This window comes from Streptomyces sp. NPDC005202 (assembly GCF_040608235.1).
GTDB lineage: Bacteria > Actinomycetota > Actinomycetes > Streptomycetales > Streptomycetaceae > Streptomyces.
Window position 1 is genome coordinate 261,828 of record NZ_JBEXHW010000002.1, and the last position, 18,533, is coordinate 280,360.

The 18,533-nt window shown below is 71.4% G+C and carries 20 protein-coding genes and 1 pseudogene; 12 read left to right on the forward strand and 9 right to left on the reverse strand.

All coding sequences use genetic code 11. From position 1 onward, the window contains the following. Positions 1-41: 41 nt before the first annotated feature. Positions 42-356, reverse strand: a complete 315-nt coding sequence (locus ABZV31_RS04925) for a DUF5955 family protein (RefSeq protein WP_355888173.1) — start codon at positions 354-356, stop codon at positions 42-44. A gap of 187 nt (positions 357-543) precedes the next feature. On the opposite strand from ABZV31_RS04925, the gene ABZV31_RS04930 reads away from it, so the two are divergent. Next, the gene (locus ABZV31_RS04930; RefSeq protein ID WP_355888175.1) at positions 544-1,143 is read left to right on the forward strand and encodes a nucleotidyltransferase family protein; all 600 of its coding nucleotides are present in this window, start codon (positions 544-546) and stop codon (positions 1,141-1,143) included. A 258-nt stretch (positions 1,144-1,401) separates the two neighbouring features. Next, a complete protein-coding gene (gene aceB / locus ABZV31_RS04935) occupies positions 1,402-3,027 on the forward strand; it encodes a malate synthase A (RefSeq protein WP_355888177.1) in 1,626 nt (541 codons plus the stop codon). A 4-nt stretch (positions 3,028-3,031) separates the two neighbouring features. Here the strand turns inward: aceB and ABZV31_RS04940 are convergent, their stop codons facing one another. Genes ABZV31_RS04940 through ABZV31_RS04950 form a run of 3 tightly spaced genes read right to left on the reverse strand, consistent with a single transcriptional unit; the run spans position 3,032 to position 5,932 of the window. Continuing rightward, entirely contained in the window at positions 3,032-3,385 is a 354-nt protein-coding gene (locus ABZV31_RS04940) for a SelT/SelW/SelH family protein (protein WP_355888180.1), read from the reverse strand. Beyond that, a complete protein-coding gene (locus ABZV31_RS04945) occupies positions 3,382-4,296 on the reverse strand; it encodes a HipA family kinase (RefSeq protein WP_355888182.1) in 915 nt (304 codons plus the stop codon). The genes ABZV31_RS04940 and ABZV31_RS04945 overlap by 4 nt, the downstream gene beginning before the upstream one ends. A 43-nt stretch (positions 4,297-4,339) precedes the next feature. Further along, entirely contained in the window at positions 4,340-5,932 is a 1,593-nt protein-coding gene (locus ABZV31_RS04950; RefSeq protein WP_355889012.1) for an IucA/IucC family protein, read from the reverse strand. Between the two features lie 92 nt (positions 5,933-6,024). Between ABZV31_RS04950 and ABZV31_RS04955 the strand changes: the two genes are divergently transcribed. The 3 genes from ABZV31_RS04955 to ABZV31_RS04965 are packed head-to-tail and all read left to right on the forward strand — an operon-like array spanning position 6,025 to position 9,632. Then, on the forward strand, positions 6,025-7,545 hold the full coding sequence (locus tag ABZV31_RS04955; RefSeq protein WP_355888185.1) for an IucA/IucC family protein: 1,521 nt from the start codon (positions 6,025-6,027) through the stop codon (positions 7,543-7,545). A 9-nt stretch (positions 7,546-7,554) separates the two neighbouring features. After that, on the forward strand, positions 7,555-8,820 hold the full coding sequence (locus tag ABZV31_RS04960) for a VWA domain-containing protein (RefSeq protein ID WP_355888188.1): 1,266 nt from the start codon (positions 7,555-7,557) through the stop codon (positions 8,818-8,820). Next, positions 8,820-9,632 carry a hypothetical protein gene (locus ABZV31_RS04965; RefSeq protein WP_355888191.1) on the forward strand — a complete coding sequence of 271 codons (813 nt, stop codon included), beginning with the start codon at positions 8,820-8,822 and terminating at the stop codon, positions 9,630-9,632. The genes ABZV31_RS04960 and ABZV31_RS04965 overlap by 1 nt, the downstream gene beginning before the upstream one ends. 119 nt (positions 9,633-9,751) lie before the next feature. On the opposite strand, the gene ABZV31_RS04970 is transcribed toward ABZV31_RS04965, so the two are convergent. Beyond that, positions 9,752-10,381 (reverse strand): helix-turn-helix domain-containing protein, encoded by a 630-nt coding sequence (locus ABZV31_RS04970; RefSeq protein ID WP_355888194.1) that lies wholly within the window; start codon positions 10,379-10,381, stop codon positions 9,752-9,754. A gap of 87 nt (positions 10,382-10,468) precedes the next feature. Between ABZV31_RS04970 and ABZV31_RS04975 the strand changes: the two genes are divergently transcribed. From ABZV31_RS04975 to ABZV31_RS05000, 6 genes are all read left to right on the forward strand, one after another. Continuing rightward, positions 10,469-11,677, forward strand: a complete 1,209-nt coding sequence (locus ABZV31_RS04975) for a pyridoxal phosphate-dependent aminotransferase (protein ID WP_355888197.1) — start codon at positions 10,469-10,471, stop codon at positions 11,675-11,677. 654 nt (positions 11,678-12,331) lie between these two features. Then, entirely contained in the window at positions 12,332-12,892 is a 561-nt protein-coding gene (locus ABZV31_RS04980; RefSeq protein ID WP_355889015.1) for a DUF4232 domain-containing protein, read from the forward strand. An 84-nt stretch (positions 12,893-12,976) separates the two neighbouring features. Beyond that, complete coding sequence (locus tag ABZV31_RS04985) at positions 12,977-13,261, forward strand: hypothetical protein (protein ID WP_355888199.1); 285 nt, start codon at positions 12,977-12,979, stop codon at positions 13,259-13,261. Between the two features lie 35 nt (positions 13,262-13,296). Then, entirely contained in the window at positions 13,297-13,902 is a 606-nt protein-coding gene (locus tag ABZV31_RS04990; RefSeq protein ID WP_355888202.1) for a histidine phosphatase family protein, read from the forward strand. A gap of 163 nt (positions 13,903-14,065) precedes the next feature. Then, positions 14,066-14,734: a hypothetical protein gene (locus ABZV31_RS04995; RefSeq protein WP_355888205.1), complete on the forward strand. Its 669-nt coding sequence runs from the start codon at positions 14,066-14,068 to the stop codon at positions 14,732-14,734. A 52-nt stretch (positions 14,735-14,786) separates the two neighbouring features. Then, complete coding sequence (locus tag ABZV31_RS05000) at positions 14,787-15,209, forward strand: acyl-CoA thioesterase (RefSeq protein ID WP_355888208.1); 423 nt, start codon at positions 14,787-14,789, stop codon at positions 15,207-15,209. Positions 15,210-15,267: 58 nt separating this feature from the next. On the opposite strand, the pseudogene ABZV31_RS05005 reads toward ABZV31_RS05000, so the two are convergent. Next, positions 15,268-15,408: pseudogene (locus ABZV31_RS05005) on the reverse strand (transcriptional regulator); the annotation flags it as partial. A 291-nt stretch (positions 15,409-15,699) separates the two neighbouring features. Here ABZV31_RS05005 and ABZV31_RS05010 point away from each other — a divergent pair. After that, positions 15,700-16,317 (forward strand): exonuclease, encoded by a 618-nt coding sequence (locus ABZV31_RS05010; protein ID WP_355888210.1) that lies wholly within the window; start codon positions 15,700-15,702, stop codon positions 16,315-16,317. Here ABZV31_RS05010 and ABZV31_RS05015 read toward each other — a convergent pair. From ABZV31_RS05015 to ABZV31_RS05025, 3 genes are all read right to left on the reverse strand, one after another. Continuing rightward, entirely contained in the window at positions 16,274-16,615 is a 342-nt protein-coding gene (locus ABZV31_RS05015; protein ID WP_355888212.1) for a hypothetical protein, read from the reverse strand. The two genes, ABZV31_RS05010 and ABZV31_RS05015, sit on opposite strands and share 44 nt — an antisense overlap. 14 nt (positions 16,616-16,629) lie before the next feature. Continuing rightward, a complete protein-coding gene (locus ABZV31_RS05020) occupies positions 16,630-16,854 on the reverse strand; it encodes a TMEM175 family protein (protein ID WP_355888214.1) in 225 nt (74 codons plus the stop codon). Between the two features lie 100 nt (positions 16,855-16,954). Further along, complete coding sequence (locus ABZV31_RS05025) at positions 16,955-18,325, reverse strand: nucleobase:cation symporter-2 family protein (protein WP_355888217.1); 1,371 nt, start codon at positions 18,323-18,325, stop codon at positions 16,955-16,957. Between the last annotated feature and the right edge of the window lie 208 nt (positions 18,326-18,533).

The window sequence follows — 18,533 nt, forward strand, 5'->3', positions numbered from 1 at the left end:
GCCGACAGCCCGTGACCCACGGCCCGTGACCCGACGGCCCGTCAACCGCGCGGCGGCTCCACGAACAGGTCCACCGCGGCGCGGACGCCCGACAGGCCCCGTGCCAGGGCGCTGACGGAGCCGATCGCGCCCGCGATCAGCAGCAGGGAGCGGCGCAGGCGCGGGATCTCGGGGATGCCGTGGGCCGTCATCGCGGCGAGAGCGCCGAGTTCGTCCTCGGCGATGGCCCGGTCTGGGAACTCCGCGGGGTGGGCGGCGAGTTCGCGGCGCAGCCGGGACACGGCGGTGCGCAGCTCCGTCACCCTCGGGTCCTCTTCGCGGCCGGTCACCGGCCTCTGCCCCAAACTCCGCAACACAGCCCTCCCCCTCGCACGCCCTTGTGCGCAACCTCCGTCGTCCCGCCGGGCACCCCTGTGGGACGGGCCGGGCGCCGGGGGACGCGGGCCAGTAAACGCCACCCGGTGCGGGATGCGCCACCGTGTGGACCGAAATTCAGTCCTCGGCGCACCCCGCGGTCGACGGTCCGTCAGGTATGCAGGACGCATGACACACACACAGGACGAGGTCGCCGGGCTGGTGCTGGCCGCCGGCGGCGGGCGGCGCCTCGGCGGCCGGCCCAAGGCGCTGCTCGCACACCGGGGACGGCCGCTCGTGGAGCACGCGGTCGGGGTGCTGCGGGCGGCCGGGTGCGAGCGGGTCCACGTGGTCCTCGGGGCGCAGGCCGACGTCGTACGGGAGCGGGCTGACCTGTCCGGCTGCGTACTCGTGGACAACCCGGACTGGGAGCAGGGCATGGGCACCTCACTGCGGGCCGGGCTCGACTCGCTCGTCGGGACGGGAGCGCGGGCGGCGCTGGTCTCCCTCGTCGACCAGCCGGGCATCGGAGCCGAGGCGGTGACCCGGGTGCGCGCCGCGTACCGGGACGAGGCGTCGCTGGTCTCGGCGGCATACAACGGCGTGCGCGGTCACCCCGTCCTCTTCGGCGCGGCCCACTGGGCGGGCATCGCGGCGACGGCGACCGGCGACCGGGGGGCGCGCGCCTATCTGAAGGCGCACGAAGGGGCGATCACCCTCGTCGAGTGCGGTGACGTGGCGCAGGCGTACGACATCGACACGGAAGCCGACCTGGGACACCTTGAGTGAGCGGCGTGGCACCGGGCGCCACCTTGCCTCGACTCAGAGAATCTCGACATCAACAAACCATTGAACTTCCACTATGAGGAAACTAGTATCCACTGCTCAGTAGCGCCCGACCTTCCCCACGCTCGGCTCCGCTCGCGCGGGGGCACCCCCATCGCGGGCGCCCAGTGCCCCATTCGTCCCCCTTGGCACCCAGTGCCAAGGCATGGTGGCGATGAACGTGGTTCGCTGAAGAAGCTCCCCCGAAGGAAGTGACAGCTCATGTCCGCACCAGCGCCGTCCCCGCTGGCCATCGTCGACGCCGAGCCCCTGCCCCGGCAGGAGGAGGTGCTCTCCGACGCGGCGCTCGCCTTCGTGGCCGAGCTGCACCGGCGGTTCACGCCGCGCCGCGACGAGCTCCTCGCCCGCCGTGCCGAGCGCCGCGCCGAGATCGCCCGCACCTCCACCCTCGACTTCCTGCCTCAGACGGCCGCCATCCGCGCGGACGACTCCTGGAAGGTGGCCCCGGCCCCGCCCGCGCTGGAGGACCGCCGGGTCGAGATCACCGGTCCCACCGACCGCAAAATGACCATCAACGCGCTCAACTCGGGCGCGAAGGTCTGGCTCGCCGACTTCGAGGACGCCTCGTCCCCGACCTGGGAGAACGTTGTCCTCGGCCAGCTCAACCTGATCGACGCCTACACCCGCAGCATCGACTTCACGGACCCGGCGTCCGGCAAGTCCTACGCCCTGCGCCCGAACGAGGAGCTGGCGACGGTCGTCATGCGCCCGCGCGGCTGGCACCTGAACGAGCGGCACCTCGTCGACGAGCACGGCACCCGGGTCCCCGGCGCCCTCGTCGACTTCGGCCTGTACTTCTTCCACAACGCCCAGCGCCTGCTCGACCTCGGCAAGGGCCCGTACTTCTACCTGCCGAAGACGGAGTCGCACCTGGAGGCCCGCCTCTGGAACGACGTCTTCGTCTTCGCGCAGGACTACGTCGGCATCCCGCAGGGCACCGTCCGCGCCACCGTCCTGATCGAGACGATCACCGCGGCGTACGAGATGGAGGAGATCCTCTACGAACTGCGCGACCACGCCTCCGGGCTGAACGCCGGCCGCTGGGACTACCTGTTCTCCATCGTCAAGAACTTCCGTGACTGCGGCCCGAAGTTCGTCCTGCCGGACCGCAACGCGGTGGCGATGACGGCTCCGTTCATGCGGGCGTACACCGAACTCCTCGTCCGCACCTGCCACAAGCGCGGCGCGCACGCGATCGGCGGCATGGCGGCGTTCATCCCCTCCCGCAGGGACCCGGAGGTCAACAAGGTCGCCTTCGAGAAGGTCCGCGCCGACAAGGACCGCGAGGCGAACGACGGCTTCGACGGCTCCTGGGTCGCCCACCCCGACCTGGTGCCGATCGCCATGGAGTCCTTCGACAGGGTCCTCGGGGACAAGCCCAACCAGAAGGACCGCCTGCGCGAGGACGTCGACGTCAAGGCGGCCGACCTGATCGCCATCGACTCCCTCGACGCCAAGCCGACGTACGCGGGCCTGGTCAACGCCGTCCAGGTCGGCATCCGCTACATCGAGGCCTGGCTGCGCGGCCTCGGCGCGGTGGCCATCTTCAACCTCATGGAGGACGCGGCCACCGCCGAGATCTCCCGCTCCCAGATCTGGCAGTGGATCAACGCCGGTGTCGTCCTCGACAACGGCGAGAAGGTCACCGCCGACCTGGCCCGCAAGGTCGCCGCCGAGGAACTCCGGAACATCAGGGCGGAACTCGGCGAGGAGGCCTTCGCGGCCGGCCGGTGGCAGCAGGCCCACGACCTGCTGCTGAAGGTCGCCCTGGACGAGGACTACGCGGACTTCCTGACCCTGCCGGCCTACGAGCAGCTCGAAGGCTGACGTCTCACGTCCCGTCCGACGGCCGGTCCGAAGGCCGGTCCGAAGGCCGGTCCGACGGCCCGTCCGACGGCCCGTCCGAGTGGCCCAGGGGCTTCCCCGGGGCCACTCGGTCGCGTACGAGGCGCTTGACGGCCGTCGGCTCGGGGAAGCCCTGTTCGCGGCGGTCCCAGACGACCACGTCGTTCACCCGCACGACGAAGACGCCGCCCGTCCCCGGTTTGAGCGCCAGTTCCGTCAGTTCGGTCTCGAACGTCGTCAGCAGCTCCTGCGCCAGCCAGGCGGCCCGGGGCAGCCAGCGGCACTGGGTGCAGTACTCGATCTGCACGCGATGGGTCTGCGCCATAGAGCTCTCCGTCATCCCAGGTGCACCGACCAATCCTGTTCCGAGGCCGGCTTGCCGTGCAGGTCGGGGACCCGCTTGAGCCAGTCCGGCCGGCCTTCCTGTGTCCGTGCGGCGCGCCGGGCCTCCTCGGCGGCCAGTTCCCCCCGGCTGGGGAAGTCGGTGGGCAGCCAGCTCTCCGAGGCCTTCACCCGGGCGGTGAGGTAGTCCACGTAGGCGTCCCGGACGTGGTCCGGGGTCGCGAACCCCGGTTCGCCGGCGAGCCAGGCGTCCGGCACTTCGGCCACGATGCCGCGCAGCAGCTCTTCGGTCACCCGCGGGGCCAGTTCGGCGTCGGCGGCCGCCACGTCCGGCGCGTAGCGGCCGAGGGCGTGGTGGCGGAAGTCGTACGCCTTCTCGGGGGCCGAGGTGTCCCAGCGGTGGTGGAAGACGAGGGCCGCGCCGTGGTCGATCAGCCACATGCGCGGGGGCACGGTGCCGAGCGTGGGCCAGATCATGAGGTTGGAGCTGTGGACGGTGCGGTCCACGTTCACCGTGAGGGCGTCGAGCCAGACGACCCGACCTGCCTCCTTCTCATCCACGGCGAAGGTTCTGGCGAGGTCCGGGGTGAAGTCCTTGGCGCCCGGCAGGTAGTCCATGCCGAGGTTCATGCCCGGGCTGGCGTTCAGCAGGTCCCGCACCTCCTGGTGCGGTTCGTGCGCGGCGAGTTCGGGGTCGAAGTGCGCGAGGACCAGCTCCGGGACCCTGAGGCCGAGGGCGCGCCCCAGCTCGCCCACGATGACCTCCGCGACCAGCGCCTTGCGGCCCTGCGCCGAGCCGGTGAACTTCACGACGTACGTGCCCAGGTCGTCGGCCTCGACGACCCCGGGCACGGAGCCGCCGGACCTCAGCGGGGTCACGTATCGCACAGCAGTCACGTCGCGGAGCACACCGGCCAGGGTACGGCAGGCGGGCCCCGGAGCTGATCGTCCTCTACCTGCTGACCAGCGGGTTCGGCAGCGGGAGATAGCGGGCGTCGGCGCCGTCGGCGCCCGTCCAGCGCAGCAGCAGGTTCGTCTTGCCGGGGAGGGTGGGTGAGGCGAGCAGGCCGGCGACCTCGGGAAGGTCGTGGCGCGCCAGTTCCCGGCGGACGGCCGGCCACGGGTCCAGCCCCGGGTGGCGTTCCGCGAGGGCCGCGGCGATCTCGGCAAGGTGGTTGACGACGAGGCAGTACACCAGCCGCTCCCACCCGGCGGCCCGGGACACCTCCGGCAGCAGCTTCACGCCCTCCGCGTCCCGGAACAGCGCCTGCACGGGGATGCCGCCGGTGTCCACGGCGACCAACGAGTTCTGCAGGTGGGCTTCGAGGACGACGCCGTGCCGGGCGAAGGCCCCCAGGGCGGGCGGCACCACCTGGCGCAGGTACGCCTCCCACCACACCGCCGGATCGACCGGACCGTCGAGGGGACTGCCGTCGAAGCCCTCGACCAGGGCGGCGGCGAGGAGCGGGGTCGCGCCGGGCAGGACGTGGCCGCGCAGTCCGTCGCGGACGAGGACGGCCAGCTCCTCGAAGGCGAAGGCGGCGGTGCGGTAGCCGCGGTCGCTCAGCCAGGCCGCCGACCCGCCCATCGCCGCGAAGGCGTCCGCCACCGCGGTGTCGGTGCGGCGCAGCTTCAGCAGGTCGTGGCGCCACAGCCGGCGTACGTCGTTGGTGATGCGCACATCGAGGCTGAACTTGAGGAAGAGGTCCTGGTCGGGTGCGTGGACCGTGCGGACGGCCGCCGTCGGCCAGGTCTCGAAGGCGCTCGTGCCGAGCCGGACCAGGCGGCCGTCCCCGAAGGCCTCGCCCAGCTCGCGGCCGACGAGGTCGAGTTGCCAGGGGTGGGCGGGCAGCAGCCGGTAGCCGGGCGGGGCCTGGCCAAGGGCGTCGAGCGCCGAGGTGTCGCCCTCCTCGACGACCGCGTCCTCGCGCACGCCGAGCAGCACCAGCGGGAAGCGGGCGTGCGCCTCGGGCGCGTAGGGCAGCCAGGAGGCGACGGGGCCGCCGCCGCGGGCCTTGGGCGCGGGGTGGTACGGATGCCCCGTGATGAGGGACTGCTCGGAGCGCAGATACGGGTCGTCGGGCGGCGCCGCCCGGGCGCGCGCGGCGAGCAGGGCGGCCACCGCGTCCCGGCTGTCGATCATCTCGGCGGGCAGTTCGTCGTTGGACAGGCCCGTGTGCCGGCGCAGTTCCTCGGCCACCAGCTTGACCAGCTCGGTGTGGCCGACGCGGTGCCAGGCGCCCGCCACGTACACCTCGGGTTCCGCGGGCCGCCGTGCGCCGCGCACGCGCAGCAGCCGGCCCCCGCCCGGCAGCCGGTACACCCGCCGCACCTCCGCAGCCCGGTGTGGCTGCGCCACTTCCCGGATCAGGCAGTTCAGCAGGGGTGCGGCCGCGTACGCGTCGGCGCGCTCTGCGACGTCGTCACTGCGGGCCCTGCCGTCACTGCGGGCCCTGCCGTCACTGCGGGCCCTGCCGTCACTGGGGGGCCTGCCGTCACTGGGGGGCCTGCCGTCGCTTGGGGGCTTGAGCTCCACGCGTTCCATTCGTTCCATACGTCCACACGGTGCAATCGTGATCAGTATGTCTTCCGGCGCCCGCTACCGTGACGCCCGACCCGTACCCGAGGAGCCCGACCGTGCACCGTCCCCCCACCGCCGAGGCCGAGGTCGCCGAGGAGCTGGCCGCCGAGCGCCCCGGCCTCGTGCCACGGTACGCGGCCGAGCTGCCCGGCGCCCGGGCGGCCGTGCTGTCCCGTCTGTGGCGCGCCCTGGTTCACGAGCCGCTGCCGTGGATCGCCCGCCGCGAGGCGGCACGGGACGGGCTCGTCCTGCGGCTTTCCGACGGCCGCCGACTGTACGGTCCGCCGGCGGATCCGTACGCCACCGGGGCGTACGTCACCGTCGTACACCTCGACGACACGGCGTACGACGATCCGGTGCGCCTGATGACAGACCTCTCCGTGCCGCACGGCACGACCCTCGCCGCCGAACTCGGGCACAGCGTCGCGTCGTTGGCGCTGTCGCGGGCCGGTCGGCGGCCTCACCCGAAGGACTGGCCGGACGAGGACTGGCAGTGGGAGCAGAGGGTGGTCGACGGTCATCCCTTCCACCCCAACTGCCGTTCCCGGCCCGGCTTCTCGGTGGCCGAGCAGCTCGCGTACGGGCCGGAGCACGGGCCCGTGGTGGAGCTGGGCCTGATGCCGGTCCCGGCCGAGGAGTGCCTGGTGACCGGGGCCTGGCCGGACGGACTGCGGGACGGGCGGCGGCTGTTGATCCCGGTGCATCCGTGGCAGGCGACGCACGTGCTCAAGCGGCCCTGCGACGAGGGCGCCCTGACGGCGCATCCGCTGATGTCCCTGCGCACGCTGGCCCTGCCCGGCGGACCGCACGTCAAGACCGCGCTCACCGCCCGGCTGACGTCGTCGGTGCGCGACATCTCCGTGCCCTCCGTCGCCGCGTCGGCGGCCCTGTCGGCCTTCGCGGCGGACCTGGCGGCCCGCACGGACGGCCTGCTGCACGTCACCCGCACCCTCGGCGCGGCCACGGCCCACTCCCCCGACCTGGCGGCCCTGTGGCGTGAGTCGCCGCAGGCGTACGCGGCGCCCGAGGAGCACGTGCTGCCGGTCGCCGCCCTCACCACCACCGGCCTGCCGAACTCCCCCGGCTGGCTGGTTGGTTTCACGCGTCTGGCCCTCACGGTCGGGCTGCGGCTGCTGGAGCTGGGCGTGGCCCTGGAAGCGCACGGCCAGAACCTCCTCGTGGTGCTGTCCGCCTCGGGCACGCCGCTGCGTCTGGTCTACCGCGACCTCGCCGACATCCGCGTCAGCCCGGCCCGCCTCGACCGGCACGGCATCCCGGCACCCGAGCTGCCCGCCCGGAACCTCACAGACGACCCGATGGCCCTGCGACGCAAGCTGTTCGGCTCGCTGGTGGCGGGTGCGCTGGCGGGAGCGGCGGGTACGGGAGCGGCGCTGCGGGCGGCCCTGGGGGCGGCCGTAGGGGATCTGCCGCGCACGCCGGATCTGGTGGCTCTGTGCGAAGAGCCGCTGCCCGCCAAGGCGTTGACGCTGATGCGGCTGTCACCCGAGACGCCCGGTGACCTGTGGACGGGGCTGCCCAACCCGCTCGTTTTGGAGCACGGCGCATCCGATCAATAAGATCCGCCGATGATCACAAGACAACGGCTGGCGGCAGGAGTCTGTGCCCTGCTCGCCGCCCTGACGGCCGGGATCGCCCTCCCCGATGCAGCGGTCGCCGGCGAACCGGACGGCCGGGCCGCTCCAAAGGTCGAACTCGTCCTGGACGTCAGTGGTTCCATGCGCACGCGGGACATCGACGGCGGGTCGCGGATGGCCGCTGCCAAGCAGGCGTTCAACGAGGTGCTCGACGCCACGCCCGAGGAGGTGCAGCTCGGCATCCGCACCCTCGGCGCCAACTACCGTGGCAACGACCGCAAGACCGGCTGCAAGGACACCGCGCAGCTCTATCCGGTCGGCCCGCTGAACCGCACCGAGGCCAAGACGGCGGTCGCGACGCTGGTACCGACCGGCTGGACGCCGATCGGGCCCGCGCTGCAGAAGGCGGCCGCGGACCTCGACGGCGGTGACGGCACCCGCCGTATCGTCCTGATCAGCGACGGCGAGGACACCTGCCAGCCGCTGGACCCGTGCGAGGTGGCCCGCGAGATCGCGGCCAAGGGCATCGGCCTGACCATCGACACCCTCGGCCTGGTGCCGGACGCCAAGACCCGCGACCAGCTCAGCTGCATCGCGGACGCGACGGGCGGCACGTACACCTCGGTGCAGCACAAGGAGGAGCTCACCGACCGTGTCGGCCAGTTGGTGGACCGCGCCGCCGACCCGGTGGTGACGCCGGTCGCCACCGAGGGTGCCGCCGAGTGCACGAAGGCACCGGCGCTCAAGTCCGGGCTGTACGCCGACCGCGAGGAGTTCGGGCAGCAGCGCTGGTACCGCGTGGACGTGAACCCCGGCCAGGAGCTGCGCGCCTCGGTGAGCGTCGCGGCCGACCGGGCCGTCAACCCCGGCTACGGAGTGCTGCTGCGGGCCCTGACCGTGCACGGCCGCGAGATAGTGCGGGGCGAGGCGGCGGGCAACGGCCGTACGGACGTCGTCTCCACGGGGCTGCGCTACCCGAAGCCGGAGAGCGACGACGACAACGCCCCCGCCGAGACCGTGTGCCTGCAGGTCACCCACTCCTTCTCGGCGGCCTCCGGGGTGAAGGCCACGCCGGGCCTGCCGCTGGAGCTGACCGTCGACGTGGTGGACGGGCCGAGCAGGGCGGGCGACGTGGCCTCCTTCGGCCTGGGCCGCGGCTGGTGGCTGCTCGGCGCGCTGGTACTGACCGGCTTCCTCGCGGGACTGGTGTGGGGCTGGCTGTCGCGCTGGCGGGTCGCGGTCTGGAGGACGAACTGATGCGTATATCACGTCTGTTGGGCGCGGCTCTGCTGGCGCTCGGGCTGGCCGCGGGCCCCGCGGCGGCCGACTCCTCTCCGTCGGCGTCGTCGACGAGTCCGTCCGAGGACGGCAAGGCGCCCACCGAGGCGGGCACGTCGTTCCGTACGGCGACCGAGATCGAGCAGGGGCAGCAGGCCACCGCGAGCGGTTCCACGGGTGACTACCTGTACTGGTCGTTCCCCGCGGACGCAGGCCAGCGTCCCACGGTCAGGGCGACCGTCAAGTTGCCGGGCACGCACACCACCCAGACCTGGCAGATCGACGTGTACGACGGTCTGCGGCGCCGCCAGTCCTGCCAGTACGGCGCCCAGACGCGCACCGCCGTCCAGGGCACGGCCTCCGTGGACCTGGCCTGCACCCTGCGCACGGTCCGCGCCTGGTCGGAGCCGTGGGCCAACGACCCGCTGCCGGGCACCTACTACATCCGGCTGACGGTGGTCGGCCTTCAGTCGTCCGACCTGGGACTGCCGGTCGGCGCCGAAGTGAAGGTCGACTCCAAGGACATCGGCGGTTCGGCAGCGGTGGACGGCTCGCTGGCCAAGCCGCTGGTGCCGGGGATCGCAGTCAAGTCCCAGCAGGGCGACGACGGTTCGACGAAGTCGGCCGTGCTGTCGAGCATCGAGCCGGACGGCGGCTGGTCCTCCGGCTGGTGGTCCGACCGGTGGGTGTGGACCGCGGTGGGCGGCGTGCTGGCCGCGCTCGCGGGTGTCAACGGGTACGCGCTGGCGCGCGGGTCGGGGCGTCCCTCGCGGGTGCCGCCGGGAGCCTGACGCCCCTTGCACGAAGGCCCGCCGCACGGCGGGCCTTCTGTTTTCTTCTGTCACGCGTCCCGCATTCTTCTGTTACGCGTCCCGCATTCTTCTGTTCACGCCTCCCGTATTTCTTCTGTTCACGCCTCCCGCAAGGCCTTGGCGAGCGTGCCGTCCCCGGTCACCTCGATGCGTCCGCCCCGCACGGCGTCCAAAAGGCTCAGCTCCCCTCGGCTGATGGCCGTACTCGTGGCGGAGTCGAGGACCAGCCGGGCGTCCGGCTCTACGGGGGCGGGCCCGTCGCCGTAGACGGGGCCGTCCTCGGCAATGCCGACGTACAGATGGAAGGTGCCCTCCTCCAGCCGGACTTCGACGAGCCCCTCACCTTCGAGTGCGCGGAGGAACGGCAGCGCGAACCAGTGCGCCCGCACCGCGTCGGTGGGCCGCCGCTCCCCCAGCTCCGCCTGTCCCCATGCGCCGAGAGCCTGGAGCACCGGAAGCAACTCCCGCCCGCGCTCCGTGAGTTCGTACACGTAGGCAGCGCCCGGCGGGGGCAGCCGGCGCCGAGTCGTCAGCCCGTCCCGCTCCATGTCCTTCAGCCGCGAGGCGAGGACGTCCGTGCTCACGCCCGGCAGATCGGCGTGCAGGTCCGTGTAGCGGCGCGGGCCGGCGAGGAGTTCGCGGACGATCAGCAGGGTCCAGCGGTCGCCGACGACGTCGAGCGCGCGGGCGGCGGAGCAGTACTGGTCGTAGCTTCGGCGAGGTGACATGCGACGCAGTCTAGACACGTTGTTGGACTTTCCAAGCTCCCACTTGGTAAAACCAAGCAACACCAGATACCGGAGGGGAAGCGGCGCATGGAGTTCCGGCAGTCGAGCAAGCTCAGCGAGGTCTGTTACGAGATCCGCGGCCCGGTGATCGAGCACGCCAACGCGCTGGAGGAGGCTGGCCACAGCGTGCTGCGTCTGAACACCGGCAACCCCGCGCTCTTCGGCTTCGAGGCGCCGGAGGAGATCCTCCAGGACATGATCCGGATGCTGCCCCAGGCGCACGGCTACACCGACTCGCGCGGCATCCTCTCCGCCCGCCGGGCCGTCGCCCAGCGCTACCAGAACGTGGGCCTGGAGGTGGATGTCGACGACGTGTACCTGGGCAACGGCGTTTCCGAACTGGTGTCGATGGCGGTGCAGGCGCTGGTCGAGGACGGCGACGAAGTCCTCATCCCCGCCCCGGACTTCCCTTTGTGGACGGCGGTCACGACGCTCGCCGGCGGCAAGGCGGTCCACTACCTGTGCGACGAGCAGGCCGACTGGTACCCGGACCTGGACGACATGGCGTCGAAGATCACGGACCGCACCAAGGCCGTCGTGATCATCAACCCCAACAACCCGACCGGTGCGGTCTACCCGAAGGAGATCCTCGAGGGCATCCTCGACCTCGCCCGCCGCCACGGCCTGATGGTCTTCGCCGACGAGATCTACGACCAGATCCTGTACGACGACGCCGTGCACCACTCGACCGCCGCACTCGCCCCCGACCTGGTGGTCCTCACCTTCTGCGGCCTGTCGAAGACGTACCGCGTGGCCGGCTTCCGCTCCGGCTGGCTGGTTGTGACCGGGCCCAAGCAGCATGCGAAGGACTACCTGGAGGGCCTGACGATGCTGGCCTCCATGCGGCTGTGCGCCAACGCGCCCGCCCAGTACGCGATCCAGGCCGCACTCGGCGGCCGCCAGTCCATCCGCGAGCTGACCGCACCGGGCGGCCGGCTGCGCGAACAGCGGGACCGCGCCTGGGAGAAGCTGAACGAGATCCCCGGCGTGACCTGCGTGAAGCCCAAGGGTGCGCTGTATGCCTTCCCCCGCCTCGACCCCAAGGTGCACAAGATCCACGACGACGAGAAGTTCGTCCTGGACCTCCTGCTGCGCGAAAAGATCCAGGTCGTCCAGGGCACGGGCTTCAACTGGCCGGCCCCCGACCACTTCCGCATCCTCACCCTCCCGCACGCGGACGTACTGGACGCGGCGATCAGCAGGATCGGGCGGTTCCTGAGCGGGTACCGGCAGTAGCGGCCGGCTCCTCCAGCAGCGGGCCGGGCTCTCCACAGGGCGGCCAACGGCGCCGCGGATCCAGCCTCAGGTCTTGCTCAATTCCCTGGGCCGGATTCGAGCGTTCATGCGAAGATCGTGTGGCCTGCTGTCATCCGTACAGCAGGCATGACCAGGGGGGAATCCACACGGGGTTTTCGCCGAAGTCGTCGGTGTTCGCCATGACCAGCGTTGCACTGACAACCGTCGGCGCGGCTCACCAACTCTGATTGCACTGGCGCGCAGACCGCCCAAGTCGGCGCCCCAGTGACCGTTCCGGCGACCGCGACGGACGCGACAGGGAAATCCCGTGCCCCCGATTCCGTGAAACCAGGGGGAGTGAAATTGTTCTCGTACCGAAGACGCCCGACGGTCGTCGCTGTCTTGTGCGCGGCCGTGCTCGGTACTGCGGCCCCGACCGCATGGGCTGTGTCACCGTCACCGCATCCGTCCTCCGCCACGAGTCCCTCCACGCCGACCCCGACGAAGGAGGTTCGGCCGGCCGCGCGTACCCGCGCCGACGCAAAGCCGTTCCGCGGCCGTCTCTCCGCCCGCGGTGTCGTGCCCGCCCGCGGTCTCGTCCCCGCCCGCGGGGGCCGCCGCAGGCCAGGAGGCTCAAGAGGCTGCCAAGTGGCAGTGCTCGCGGCCGGCTTGGCCTTGACGACCTGTGGCTCCACAGCCGGACACGACAGGGCCGCGACTCCCGCGAACAGGTCGGTCGGTCCGTCCACCACTTCGTCCGGCACTCCGTCCGCGGCGCCGAAACCGGGCGAGTGCCGAACCAGTTCCTTGAAGTGGACGCTGGTCCTGCTCGACACGAAGAGCAGCAGTCGGCCCAACGCGCGTTTGACCGCTGTCAACAACAACCCGGGAACATGCGTGTTCGCCGGTTACCCGGGCATCGAGACACACAACGGGAAGGCGGAGAGCATCGATGGTGCCGGGCACGGACACCCCGCATCCGTCACCTTGGCCCAAGGGGCAGGAGCAACGGTCGACCTCCACTACACCCCCCGCGGCACGAAAGGTGCCGGCACATGGTGCGTGCGGCAGAACGAAGCGCTGGTCTGGGCACCGCACGACTCCGACCGCGCCCTGATCCCCGTCATGGACACGCATCACAAACCCATCCCGATCGACGCCTGCGGTGAGTACATGTCCATGGCGCCGCCGCACTACACGCCGGTGCGGCACTGACAGCGGCCGCCTGACCTGTCCTGGGACTCCAAGAACAAGCACGGCACGCTGGACGGCAGGCCGCCGCTGCTCACCGCCGCGACGGTGGCCGAGTTCAGTGGGCTGCGCACACCCGGTACGGACCTGGTCACCGAGCAGGTGAACCACTTCGGACTGGGCTTCGAGTACCTGGCCGAGCAGTACCCCTTCCTCGGGCAGAACGCGTTCGGGCACAGCGGCGCGGCCGGCTCGCTCGGCTTCGCCGACCCGGCGAGCGGGGTGGCCTACGCCTACACGCGGCGGCGCTTCGCCTTCCCGTCCGGCCAGGGCGCCTCCCCGGAGAACGGCCATCTGGCCCAGTCCGTCCTGCGGGCCGCGGCGACGGTGTGACACGGTGCTGACGAACACGGCAGGAAGGGCACGACGTGGGTGATCTCTTTCTCGTCCGGCACGGGGAGACCGAGTGGTCGCGATCCGGGCGGCACACCGGCTGGACGGACGTGCCGCTCACCGAGCACGGCCGGGAGGAGGCGCGCCGGCTGGTGCCGCTGATCCGCTCGCACCGGATCGGCGCGGCGTTCGTCAGCCCTCTGCAGCGCGCTCGGGAGACGGCCCAGCTGATCGGAATCGAGGGCGCCCGGGTCGACGCCGACCTGCGGGAGTGGGACTACGGCGGCTACGAGGGCGTCACGACCGTCGAGATCCAGCGCACCCGGCCCGGCTGGTTCCTGTTCACGGACGGGGTCACCCCGGGCCCGCCGGAGCACCCCGGGGAGACTCCGGAACAGGTCGGGGAGCGCGCCGACCGCATGCTCGCCAAGGTGGACGCCGCGCTCGCCAACACCGAGGGCATCGTCGTCCTGGTGGCGCACGGCCACTTCCTGCGGGTGCTCACCGCCCGGCGGCTCGGCCTGTCACCGTCGGCAGGCGCACTGTTCCAGCTGGCCACGGGCACGCTGTGCCGCCTGGGCACGGAGCACGGGCGACCGGTGATCGCGGGCTGGAACATCAGGCCGACCGAGCCCCAGTGAGGCGGAGGGCTTCTCCGGTGGGAGGGCTTCTGCGGCAAGAGGTCGTGGCCGGTGGGAGGGCTTCGCCGACCGGAGTGTCAGACCCGGGTCGTAGTCTTCGAATGGGCCGGACGGCGCGCCGCGAGCTCCGTCGAGCAGGCTGTTCACCGGGGAGGAGTACGCCGTGACACGACCGCCCACCGCCGCGCAGCGCGGGGTCATCGACGCCGCCGACCCCGCGACCGGACGGCTCAGGGGCACCGAGGCGCAGCTGGCGGCCCTGGTGAAGCGGGGGCTCGCCTTCCGGCACCCACGGCCACCGCACGACCACTTCCTGACGCCCGCCGGGCATCGCATACGGGAGGCGGAGCCGAAGGCACCGGAGCCGGTGGAGGCGCCCGCGGCCACCGGCGTCTTCTCCGCGCGCGTCGGCGGCGAGGAGGAGCCGCCCGACGCCGGTCCCGCCCGGGTCCGCGAGGTGCACAGCGCCTGGCAGGGGCTGCTGGAACTGCGCCGGATGACCAATCCGCACGGCGCCACGGACCGGCCGTGCGGCTGGGAGCGCTCGCATCTGGTGCAGGCCGCCGCGCTCGCCTTGGAGGCGGCCGGGCACCGTCCGGCGACGGGGGAGCCCCCCGCTCGAGGGGAGCCGAGAGCTTGGGAGAGGGACGGTGACGGCTACCGGGTACGGGCGACCCCGCAGCCGGAGGCGGTCGCCGTGTACGAGGCGGACGCCGGTGCGCTGCGGGCCTGCGCGGCCACGCTGGAGAAGGCGGGCTGGCAGGTCGGCGAGTACACGGAGCCACGGACGAGGATCCGGTATCTGCTGGCATCCCCCCGCCGGGCGGGATGAACATGCCAAGATCGGTGGAGCAGAACCTCGATCAGGAGAAGAGGAGGATGCAGTGAGCGAGCCGTTTTCCGTCCGGGTGACCGTCCGCGGGTACGAGACCGACGTGCAGGGCCACCTCAACCAGGCGGTGTACCTCAACTACGCGGAACACGCCCGCTGGTCGCTGCTGCAGGCGGCCGGAATCAGCCAGGCCCGGCTGATGTCCAAGGGCGTGGGCCCGGTGGCACTGGAGACGACCATCCGCTACCAGCGGGAGTTGCTCGCCGGTGACGAGGTCGACGTGACGTGCGGTTTCGAGTGGGGCGGGGGCAAGACGTTCCGGATCCGGCAGACGATACGCAAGACCGACGGCACCGTGGCGGCGGAGATCACGGCGGTCGGCGGGCTGCTCGACCTCAAGGCACGGAAGCTCGTTGCGCATCCCCAGGAGTACTTCAAGGAGCTGACGGAGGATCCGGGCCTGTTCGGGCTGTGAGGTGAGCTGCCTGCCCATGGATGCCTCCTGGATGCCTCCTGGAGGCCTCCTGGAGGCCTTAAACCGGCGCTCCGTTGGCCTCGTCGTAGGCGGCACGCGCCTCGGCGATGTACACCCTGTTCCGTTCGGCCCACTCCGTCAGCCGCTGCAGCGTCTCGTGCAACTCGCGGGCGACCGGCATCAGTTCGTACTCGACCTTCGCGCCCACCGCCCCTGCTGGGTCGGTGCGTGGACGAAGGTCTCCTCATGGTCCCCGGCCCACTCCCGGTACGTCCGCGCCGGCCGTCCAGCGCCTCGCTCACGTCCTCGGTGACGACGGCGATGCCGCCTCCGGCGACGAAAGCGACGCCGCACAGGAGCCCCTCCGCACAGGAGCCCCTCCGCACAGCTCCCGCCGAGACCGGACGCGACACGCCCAGCCCTGCCAGGCGTGGCAACGGCGCTGAATTCGGATGCGCGCCACCCCGGCGACCTGCGATGCTGCGGCCCCATGGCGGCACGACGCAGCAAACCCAGCCTCTACATCTCCGTCGACATCGAGGCGGACGGACCGATCCCGGGCCCGTACTCCATGCTGAGCCTCGGCGCCGCGGTCGCCGGGGTGCAGGACGCCGACGGGTTCACGGCCACGGACCCGGAGCGGCACACCTTCTACCGCGAACTGCGCCCCATCAGCGCGGAGTTCGTGCCTGAAGCGTTGGCCGTGAGCGGCCTCGACCGGGAGCGACTCGGGCGCGAGGGGGCCGAACCGGAGGCCGCTCTCGGCGAGTTCACCGCGTGGGTCCGCGAGGTGAGCGCGGGCGCGGGCGCGCAGCCGGTGATGTGCGGCTACCCGGCCTGCTACGACTGGACGTTCCTGTACTGGTACCTGATCCGCTTCACCGGGGCGAGCCCCTTCGGGCACTCGGGCTGTCTGGACATGAAGACGCTGTACGCAACGAAGGCGGGCCTTCCCCTGCGTGCCGTCGCCAAGGGCACGATGCCGCGCCACCTGCTGTCGCGGCGCCGTCACACCCATCACGCCCTGGACGACGCCGTCGAGCAGGCCGAGCTGCTCGCCAACCTCATGACGTGGCAGGGTCCCGGGTCGGCACCGGTGCCTGATTGAAGCCGTAGTACAGGGCGATCAGGCCGTGGGCGGCCAGGGTGAGGGGCGCCGAGACGAAGGCCAGGCCGACGGTGACCGGATATGCCAGGGAGCCCAGCGCGAAACGCACACGTGTCGCCCGGGCCGCCGGGATGTCGACGCGGGCGTCGAAGAAATGGCCCGTGCGGGTGAGATGCCACCACAGGGCCTGGAAGGTGAACGCCATGGCGACCATCACCAGGCTGTAGACCGCGGCCGCCACGTGCGAGGCTCTGTCCTCGCGCAGGTACCTGGCGAGCATCGCCGTCGGCCAGGGCACCGCGGCCACCACCATCAAGCACCAGCAGGTTCAGGAACCTCAGCGTGCGGTCGACGCGGGCGACGTAGCTGAACAGTTGGTGGTGGTTGACCCATGATGCCGATGACCAGGAAGCTCACCACATTGGCGGCGTAGGAGGGCCACTGCGCGCCCAACGCGTGCCAGAGGCCCCCGTGTTCACCGACCTCTGGGACCTTGATCTCCAGGATGAGAAAGGGTGATGGCGATGGCGAAGACACCGTCGCTGAAGGCCTCGAGGCGGCCGGACTCGTTCATGGCACCCAGGGTGCACCATCCGCCGTGAGGGGTACGGCGTGACAGCCGTACCCCTCACGCGTGTCAGTGGGCGGCCGCGATCTCCTCCCCCGCCTCCATCGGATGGGTCACGTCCTGCGCCTCCCGGCCGCTCTTGCCGAGGTGGTTGAAGACGAGGTTGAGCAGGACCGCCGTGACGCAGCCCGTCGAGATGCCGGAGTCCAGGACGATCTTCGCCGTCTCGGGGAAGGCGTGGTAGAAGTCCGGTGCCGTGATCGGGACGATGCCGACGGCGAGCGAGACGGCCACGATCAGGACGTTGTTGTCCTTGTCGAGGCCGGCCCGCACGAGGGTCTGGATGCCGCTCGCGGCCACCGAGCCGAACAGGACCACGCCCGCGCCGCCGAGCACCGGGCGCGGTACGACGGCGATGAGGGAGGCGACCGTCGGGCACAGGCCCATCAGGATCAGGAAGCCGCCGCCGACGGCGACGACGAAGCGGCTGCGGATACGGGTCATGGCGACCAGGCCGATGTTCTGCGCGAAGGCGCTGCACATGAAGCCGTTGAAGAGTGGGCTGAGGGCTGATCCCAGGGTGTCGGCCCTCAGGCCCGCCGCGATCGTCTTCTCGTCCGCCGGGCGCTCCACGATCTCACCCAGCGCCAGCATGTCCGCCGTGGATTCGGTCATCGAGACCACCATCACCACGCACATCGACAGGATCGCGGCGATGTGGAACTGCGGGGCACCGAAGTGGAAGGGTGTCGGGAAGCCGATCACCTTCGCGTCGGCCACCGGTCCGAAGTCCGTGACGCCGAAGGGGATCGCGATGAGCGTGCCCGCGACCAGACCGAGCAGGACGGCTATCTGCTTGACGAAGCCGCGGGTGAAGCGGCGCAGCAGCAGGACGATGACGAGGGTGATGCCCGCGAGGGTGAGGTAGGTCGTCGAACCGTAGTCGTCCGCCGCGGGGTTGGGGCCCTGGGCCCAGCCGAAGGCCACGGGGAGCAGGGACACGCCGATGAGGGTGATCACGCTGCCGGTGACGACCGGAGGGAAGAAGCGGATCGCCTTGCTGAAGAAGGGCGCGGCGACGAAGCCGAGGATTCCCGCGACCATGACCGCGCCGAAGATGATCGGCAGGGCGTCGGACTTGTCCTTGGCGGAGGCGACGATCGCGGTCATGGGGGCGACGCCGGCGAAGGTGACGCCGTTGACGAAGGGCAGCCGGGCGCCGATCTTCCAGATGCCGAGGGTCTGCAGGAGGGTGGCGAGGCCCGCGGTGAAGAGGCAGGCGCCGGTGAGGAAGGTCAGTGCGGTGCCGGACAGGCCTATGGCTGCGCCGACGATCAGGGGTGGGGCGACGACGCCCGCGTACATGGCGGCCACGTGCTGCAGACCGCTGGTGGCCATCTTGAGGGCGGGGAGTTTCTCGTCGACGGGGTGGGCGGACACGGCGGCTCCTCCGGTCGGTTATTCACGTCGGCTCTGACGTGGGTTTCAAGGAGGTGGTGCGTGGGGGCATGGGGGTACCTCCCGCTCGAGCGAAGCCGAGAGTGGGGGAGGGACCGGGGACGGAGATCCTTCAAGAGATCCTTCAAGAGATCCTTCAAGGGAACCCTCAAGGGAACGGGAACCGTTCCGGGGCGCGCGCCTCCACGCG

Bases quoted from the DNA above. Each gene is read 5' to 3' on its own strand.
- ABZV31_RS04960 (WP_355888188.1), top strand. From the start codon at position 7,555: ATGATCACAAGACAACGGCTGGCGGCAGGAGTCTGTGCCCTGCTCGCC.
- ABZV31_RS04950 (WP_355889012.1), bottom strand. From the start codon at position 5,932: ATGGAACGCGTGGAGCTCAAGCCCCCAAGCGACGGCAGGCCCCCCAGT.
- aceB (WP_355888177.1), top strand. From the start codon at position 1,402: ATGTCCGCACCAGCGCCGTCCCCGCTGGCCATCGTCGACGCCGAGCCC.
- ABZV31_RS04970 (WP_355888194.1), bottom strand. From the start codon at position 10,381: ATGTCACCTCGCCGAAGCTACGACCAGTACTGCTCCGCCGCCCGCGCG.
- ABZV31_RS04940 (WP_355888180.1), bottom strand. From the start codon at position 3,385: ATGACGGAGAGCTCTATGGCGCAGACCCATCGCGTGCAGATCGAGTAC.
- ABZV31_RS05010 (WP_355888210.1), top strand. From the start codon at position 15,700: ATGGCGGCACGACGCAGCAAACCCAGCCTCTACATCTCCGTCGACATC.
- ABZV31_RS04965 (WP_355888191.1), top strand. From the start codon at position 8,820: ATGCGTATATCACGTCTGTTGGGCGCGGCTCTGCTGGCGCTCGGGCTG.
- ABZV31_RS04975 (WP_355888197.1), top strand. From the start codon at position 10,469: ATGGAGTTCCGGCAGTCGAGCAAGCTCAGCGAGGTCTGTTACGAGATC.
- ABZV31_RS04930 (WP_355888175.1), top strand. From the start codon at position 544: ATGACACACACACAGGACGAGGTCGCCGGGCTGGTGCTGGCCGCCGGC.